This is a genomic window from Nostoc linckia z4, from assembly GCF_002608075.1.
Taxonomy (GTDB): Bacteria; Cyanobacteriota; Cyanobacteriia; order Cyanobacteriales; family Nostocaceae; genus Nostoc; species Nostoc linckia.
In genome coordinates this window covers 26,158-33,269 of the sequence record NZ_LAHA01000075.1, presented here as the reverse complement: position 1 = coordinate 33,269, position 7,112 = coordinate 26,158, and the positions used below count along the sequence as shown (strand labels likewise).

Below are 7,112 nucleotides of genomic sequence, written 5' to 3'. Positions count from 1 at the left end.
CCCCGGTTGGTGAGCTTGCCTGTCCTGAGCTTTGTCGTTGGCGTTGGCGTTGGCGAAGCCTCTCGTAGAGAAGCCTCTCGTAGAGAAGCCTCTCGTAGAGAAGGGTCGAACCATTAACTTTTTTCCAGACCACAAGGGAAGTTCATACTGCTTATCCGAACCGTGTTGCGTTCTGCGCCTACAACGTCGTCTTGAAAATTGCTGTTATAGCTGATTTAGAAGTCCAAAACTTGATTTAGAAGTCCAAAACTTGATTTAGAAGTCCAAAACTTGATTTAGAAGTCCAAAACTTGATTTAGAAGTCCAAAACTTGATTTAGAAATCCAAAACTTGATTTAGAAGTCCAAAACTTGATTTAGAAGTCCAAAACTTGATTTGCAAGTTCAAAACCTGATAGCAGGATAATTTTATGGAATGTGGAGGGTTGAGAAAAGGTGCGATCGCTTTTGTGGATTTAGACTAAATGTATTGGAATTATCGCATTAATTGATCAGGTGCGATCGCGCAATTTCTCTTTTTCCAATGGGACGTACTTGTATGCTGTGGAGTGAAACAATTGCCACAGTCTCACCATCCAATGTGACAAATTCAACTTCATATCCTTTGCCACCTTGAAGTACTAAAACAACTGTACCTATATCACCCTTTTCTAAACTATATTCTGGGAGATTGCTAGTTAGAATAACCCTATCAAGTTCTTGAATCATTCTTTTCTCCGTTTTAGTGGGTATGAATTAACGAACTTAGGATTTGAGCGTTATATTTATTCTAGGCGCTATATAGAAGATTAATTTATTATGAAATTTCAAGTAATTTTTACCTTTGATTCAGAATATGAAGGCTATATTGCTGAGGTTCCTGAACTTCCAGGCTGTGTAAGTCAAGGCAAAACATTAGATGAAGCAATTGAAAATATTAAAGACGCGATTACAGGATATCTCCACGTCCAAGCAAAACATGGCAAACCTTATACTGCTCAAGAATTGCAAGTTTTTATCGGGGAAGTTGTAGTGTAAATGGGACGTTTATCAAATATCTCCGGTAAGGAAGCTGTCAAGATTTTTAAAAAATTTGGTTATGTATTAGATCACCAAACAGGAAGCCACATGATGCTTTGGTGTGAATCAAAACCAACTTTATCAATTCCCAATCATCGGGAATTAGCACCTGGTTTACTTAGAAGTTTGATTCGACAGGCAGAAATTACAATTGATGAATTTCTTGAAAATAAATGAAATGTAAAATATCGTGTTTTGAGTAATTCTAAAAACTGCAATAATATAGAAAAACAGATTTATAAAATAACTTTTTGAAAAGTATCAATATTTTCTTACCTGACACCATGCTAATTTATGTAGAACAACAGGTAGCTGAAGGTAGTTACAGCAGTGTCAGGGAATATTTTCGTGAATTAGTGGGACAAGACCAAAAAAACAAAGTTAAAGAACCTCTTGAAACAATGCTTTTGGAAGGATTAAACTCTGGAAATGCAACAGAAATGACTATTCAAGATTGGGAAAATATCCGTCAAAAAATCTGGGAAAGAATTAACAAAGCCTGATTGAGTTTGAGAAAACTTAGATAGATGTTGAAATCAATTGCTCAATGGCAGACGCATCTAAACCTGTAACTGTCGCCACCTGTTCTATCGTCATTCCACTCGCTAGTAAATTGCGTGCTGTTTGTAATAACTGTGACTCTGCTTTGTCTGCTCGTTGGCGTTCTTGTTCTTCGGGTGTTGGCAGTAATTCTCCCTCCAATGTTGCCCAGCGTAACCAAGTCGCATCAATTCCCTTGTAATTTCCTTGCCAGCGCTGCAAGGCTAAGCCTAAGGATTCACTCACCAATTGATGGCGTTCATTAACAACCAGGGGTTGATAAACTCTTTGTTGGATTGAAAAACCCGCCCAATCATCTGGGTTAAATGGGTCGTACCAAAAATATTCCGGTACGCGCATTTGATTTTGATAAATCAGCTTTTTCTCGTTTTTATCTGCTGTGGCTGTACTTTCAGAAAGCAATTCAATCACAACATCCGGTGCTTTTTCTTCTTCCCAAACCACCCAACTTTTGCGTTCTCCTTTTGGGACACCCAACACTACAAAAAAATCTGGCCCTTTAAAGTCTTTGTTGCGTAACTGCGCCAGACTGTAATAGATAAACATATTGCCGCCGACAAACCCATCTTCTCGCTGTGATAACCAAGGAATTAAGGCATCTATCAGCAAGTTCATAGCAGCTCTGTGCCGTGCGCTTTCCATTGGAACACCATCATCATAAGGAAGTTCTGCTTGGCTGGGTGGAATTTCAATTAAAGGTGCAGGTAAGGTAGTTTCTGACATGGCTGTTTATCAGTGGCATAGCCCGCAGCAAATATATCTATAATACTAAAAACAATCGAGGTTAACAGTTAACTATTTTATCTGATAAATAAAACAGTACTGTTAAAAGCATTCATCGGATTATTTATAGTCAATATATTGGAATTATCGCGTTAATTCATCAGGTGCGATCGCCCAACTTTTATTCTATCAATGAAACACAATTGTATAGTGTGGACTAGATTGCAATTTTTGGATTAATTAATCAGCAGCGCTAACTATAATAAACTTAAGATTTCATACAAGAATATGATTCCACAAACTCTAGACAAACTGACTACCCTTGAAGAACAACGGTTTCTCTTACCTGGTCATTACACTTGGGAAGAGTTTGAGAAACTTGAAACCTTGATAGGAGATGCACCAGGTTTACGGATAACTTATCTTGATGGGTGTGTGGAATTTATGACTCTTGGCGAACAACATGAAATGCTAAAAAAAGTAATCGCTATATTGCTCGAAGCTTACTTGTTTGAATTACGTATAAATTTTATCCCTGTAGGTAGTGCTACTCGTCGTGCTAAGGAAAAAAGTGCTTCATTTGAACCTGATGAATCTTATTATTTAGGAGAAAAGAAAGAAAATCCTGATTTAGCAATTGAAGTAAATATTACTAGTGGCAGTATTGATAAATTAGAAAAATATAAGCGGTTTAAAATTTCTGAAGTCTGGTTTTGGGAAAATAACCAAATATCTGTATATCACCTAACTAATGATAATTACGATAAAATCACTCAAAGTAAATTACTGCCCAATTTGGATATTAATTTGTTAGTACGTTGTGTTTTAATGCCTTCAATAATTGAAGCAAGAACAGAGTTTCTCAAAGGAATTCAGCAGTAATTTTTGAATATAACTGTACAAATATAGCGTTTCCTAGTCTGCTGAGGTACAAATCTCTGTGTAACTCTGTCTTAAAAGTGGGGAGTAGGGAATGGGAAAAGACCACTTTGATATTTGACTACAAAATTCGCTTCATCTTGATTGCCTTATACCATTTCACTTTATAAATAATACAAATACAAGCTCAGCCTTCCCGCAAGGTACAGCCATTGCGTAAGCGTAGGGGCGAACAGCCGTTCGCCCGTACAATTTATTTTATGTGTATCAATATTTTGGTGAATTGGTATTAGAGGCAATATAGTAATAGCCAAGGTGGTTAAAACATTAGACTTTCACCCAGTCACCAGTTCCTTGCTATTGATTAGATTAATTTATAAACGCCGTATTTCTTCACAAGTTCCTCAAATTTTTGCTCTAACTTCAAGATAGAGATATTTAACTATTGCTTGAAGTACCTTGATAATTCAGGACTTTTCCATACTACTCATGTTGTATATAGGTCGTAACTATCACTAGCATTTTTACTATATACGTCATATACAACATATAAAATCAGCAAAATTATCTGAGAAAACGGCGTTGCTAAATGAAATGTATGAATTAGTCTCACGTATTTGCCTTTGAGCGTTACCGATTTCTTATTTGCAAAGAATTGTTATTGAGTCATCGCGAAAAATCAATTCATACTCTGATTCAGCAACACCAAAATTTTCAACTTGGCATTGCTTAGGAGTTAAAGATTATGAGTACCATTGTTCAACGTCAAAAAGAATTTAATTTTTTTGATTTCTGGGACAGTTTTTGTAGCTGGATTACTAGCACAGAAAACCGCATTTACATCGGCTGGTTTGGTGTGTTGGCGATTCCCACCTTGTTAGCCGCCACTACCTGTTTTGTTTTGGCTTTTATTGCTGCTCCTAGTGTAGATATGGACGGTATTCGTGAGCCAATTAGAGGTTCGTTGATGGATGGGAATAACTTTATTACAGCCGCAGTTGTGCCGACTTCCGCCGCTATTGGTTTGCACTTTTATCCTATTTGGGAAGCTGCATCAATGGATGAATGGCTCTACAATGGCGGGCCATATCAATTGATTGTGCTGCATTTTCTCATTGGTATTTGGTGTTTAATAGGACGATTTTGGGAATTGAGCTATCGTTTAGGAATGCGACCTTGGATAGCGATCGCTTATTCTGCACCCGTCATTGCTGCTACTTCCGTTTTGTTAGTTTATCCCATTGGTCAAGGTAGTTTTTCTGATGGTTTACCTTTGGGAATTGCTGGAACTTTCCACTTTATGTTGGCTTTCCAAGGCGACCACAATATCCTCATGCACCCATTCCATATGTTGGGTGTCGCGGGTATTTTTGGCGGTGCATTATTGAGTTCTTTGCATGGTTCTTTAGTGACTTCAACGCTAATTCGCAATACTGATGAAAATGAATCAATTAATGCCGGATATAAATTTGGTCAACGGAAATTCACCTACAATTATTTAGCAGGACACTATAGCTTTTTGGGACGGTTATTGATTCCTACCTTTGCTAGTAAAAATCATCGTGCTTTCCATTTTTTATTAGCAGCTTTACCAACAGTGGGTATTTGGTTTGCAGCATTGGGTGTATGTTCAATGGCATTTAATCTCAATGGTTTTAACTTTAATCATTCCATCTTAGATAGTCGGGGTGAAGTCATTAGAACCGACGCTGATATTTTGAACCGTGCCAATCTTGGTTTAAATGTAATGCACGCTCCCAATGTCCATAATTTTCCTTTGGTTCTCTCTAGCGGTCAGCCTATTCCAGTTAGCTAAAATTCCCCATATCAATTTTGATAATTTTTCAACCTGCCTCTAATTCTGGGCAGGTTTTTTTAGCTAAAATTAAATCAAACTAAGGGTAAAATAATTTCAAATTCAGTCCCCACACCTGGTTGCGATCGCAAATTAAATTTACCGCCATGTTTGACAGTTATAATTCGATAACTAACTGCTAAACTAGTTTCTTTACCATTTTTGCTTTCCAAAGAAAAAGATTCTAAAATTTGCTCTTGCAATTCTTGAGACATTCCAGGGCCATTGTCAGCAATGCGAATTAAAATCCAGCGAGAATCTGGTGCATGTGGTTTACTGGGTTTTTGTGAAATCACCTCTGTAGTAATCTTAATTTGGGGTTTTTTAAGAGTTTTTTTATCTTCTAGATGCAGTTGTTGTCTCACTGCTTCATTCAGTAAAGTATCCACAGCTTCGCTTAAAAGATTAATTAAAACCTGATTTAATTGCCCCATAAAGCAATACACTGGTGGCAATTGTCCATAGGATTTGATGATTTCAATTTCTCCTTGAATCCGGCTATGAATTAATAAAATAATATTATCAATACAGGTATGTAAATCTATAGGTTTAGGGTAAAGTTCATCGAGATGACAGAAGTTTTGTAAACTGGTGACTAGTCTTTTTAATCTTTCGGCTCCAGTGCGGATACTAGCAAGGGATTGCAATAAATCTTGTTCTAAAAAATCAAATTCAATTTCTTCTTTAAGTTTCTCGATTGTCTGAGAAAAAGATGGTAATTCTTGGTCGTAAGCTGCTATTAATTTGAGTAAATCTTGGCTGTAAGTTGAAACGTAAGTTATGTTTCCCCAAATAAAACCCACGGGGTCTAAAATTTCGTGGACTACACCATCTACCAAACGCCCCAAACTTGCCATTTTATCATTTTGAATCATTTGGGCTTGGCTGCGTTCGTATCGGACAAAATTTTTGATGCCCCGAATTTGCCAAGAAATAAAATTTAATTCCTGGACATCTAATAATCTGTAAGCACCACAAGCAGTTTGCACTACAATTGGTTCTGATAATAATTCTGGCGATCGCTTTAAGCTCAGTTGCATCGCAATTAAAATTAATGTCGTCTCACCAAGCAGCAAAATCGGCGTGCGTGCATAGCTGTAGAGTGTGCCTAATGGTTGCTGAATAAACAACTCTCGTCCATAAGGGCGAATTAAAAATTCTAAAAGTCGTCGCCGCGAAATCATTCCCACGAACTCGCCCTGCTCTACTAAAATTATTCCTGGTAGCAGTGGATATTTTTCTAAAAAATGAGCCACTTCCCCAGCAGTACAACTAATTTCCACAGGGAAGTTGTACATCGATAGTTCTTGGAGAGTCGAATCTAAATTGAGATCGCCATCGCTACCAACAGACAAAAACGGCGGCGAGATATGACAACAACTGAATTCTTCTGGCACTATACACCCTAATTTTGGCAAGACAAGTCAACAATAAGCTAATATCTTAGCCTCTGTCATTAATGAAAAGGGAGTGGGGAGTGATGACTGATGACAGTCATCAGTCAACAGTCAACAGTCAACAACCTAAACCAGAATAATTTGCTCTTGCATTTTTAAGGTTTTTGTAGTAAAAAATCAACCAAAGCTCAAATATTGGTTATCCATCGTTGGGCACGGGGCATTGACAAAGGAAAAAGCACAAAGTCTGTAGCAAGATCCCCCAGAATGCGCCGAGTTTTGGTGATAAAGTGGTGATTCGCTATGTGTCTTCTGTTAGCTTCTAGCTTTGACATCCGTCAAAGTACAGAACTTTTAAAGAAAGGACTTTTGACAAACAGCGATCGCCAAATGTTCAATAACTGTAAATCCTTGATGAAAATATAGCCCAGCTAATATCTGATTTAGGAAATTACTGTCAGTATAAACATAGGGAAATTTCAAAACATCTATGCAGCTACTTGCCCCTTATAATTGGAACAATTTCTGAACTTAAGCAATCTTAGGAATGGTCATCATCAGTACATCTACTCAGATAAATATCACTATATGCTTTAAATCCAAGGCTTGCAGCGCTTTAACTTTAATCAAACCGCACGA

At 37.4% G+C, this 7,112-nt stretch carries 8 protein-coding genes; 5 read left to right on the top strand and 3 right to left on the bottom strand.

Features of this window, described 5'->3' with window-relative positions; genetic code table 11:
• Nucleotides 1-482: 482 nt before the first annotated feature.
• Nucleotides 483-707: a DUF4926 domain-containing protein gene (locus VF06_RS34375; protein ID WP_099072690.1), complete on the bottom strand. Its 225-nt coding sequence runs from the start codon at nucleotides 705-707 to the stop codon at nucleotides 483-485.
• Between the two features lie 90 nt (nucleotides 708-797).
• On the opposite strand from VF06_RS34375, the gene VF06_RS34370 reads away from it, so the two are divergent.
• The 3 genes from VF06_RS34370 to VF06_RS34360 all read left to right on the top strand — a co-directional run bounded on the left by VF06_RS34370 (nucleotide 798) and on the right by VF06_RS34360 (nucleotide 1,561).
• Nucleotides 798-1,016 carry a type II toxin-antitoxin system HicB family antitoxin gene (locus VF06_RS34370; RefSeq protein ID WP_099072691.1) on the top strand — a complete coding sequence of 73 codons (219 nt, stop codon included), beginning with the start codon at nucleotides 798-800 and terminating at the stop codon, nucleotides 1,014-1,016.
• Entirely contained in the window at nucleotides 1,017-1,235 is a 219-nt protein-coding gene (locus tag VF06_RS34365) for a type II toxin-antitoxin system HicA family toxin (protein WP_099072692.1), read from the top strand.
• 74 nt (nucleotides 1,236-1,309) lie between these two features.
• Nucleotides 1,310-1,561 (top strand): ribbon-helix-helix domain-containing protein, encoded by a 252-nt coding sequence (locus tag VF06_RS34360; protein WP_099072693.1) that lies wholly within the window; start codon nucleotides 1,310-1,312, stop codon nucleotides 1,559-1,561.
• Between the two features lie 16 nt (nucleotides 1,562-1,577).
• Here the strand turns inward: VF06_RS34360 and VF06_RS34355 are convergent, their stop codons facing one another.
• Nucleotides 1,578-2,342 (bottom strand): Uma2 family endonuclease, encoded by a 765-nt coding sequence (locus VF06_RS34355; RefSeq protein ID WP_099072694.1) that lies wholly within the window; start codon nucleotides 2,340-2,342, stop codon nucleotides 1,578-1,580.
• A gap of 288 nt (nucleotides 2,343-2,630) precedes the next feature.
• Between VF06_RS34355 and VF06_RS34350 the strand changes: the two genes are divergently transcribed.
• Nucleotides 2,631-3,224, top strand: a complete 594-nt coding sequence (locus tag VF06_RS34350) for a Uma2 family endonuclease (protein ID WP_099072695.1) — start codon at nucleotides 2,631-2,633, stop codon at nucleotides 3,222-3,224.
• 742 nt (nucleotides 3,225-3,966) lie between these two features.
• Nucleotides 3,967-5,037, top strand: a complete 1,071-nt coding sequence (psbA, locus tag VF06_RS34345) for a photosystem II q(b) protein (RefSeq protein WP_099072696.1) — start codon at nucleotides 3,967-3,969, stop codon at nucleotides 5,035-5,037.
• 74 nt (nucleotides 5,038-5,111) lie between these two features.
• On the opposite strand, the gene VF06_RS34340 is transcribed toward psbA, so the two are convergent.
• Nucleotides 5,112-6,473 (bottom strand): sensor histidine kinase, encoded by a 1,362-nt coding sequence (locus tag VF06_RS34340; RefSeq protein WP_099072697.1) that lies wholly within the window; start codon nucleotides 6,471-6,473, stop codon nucleotides 5,112-5,114.
• Nucleotides 6,474-7,112 lie beyond the last annotated feature (639 nt).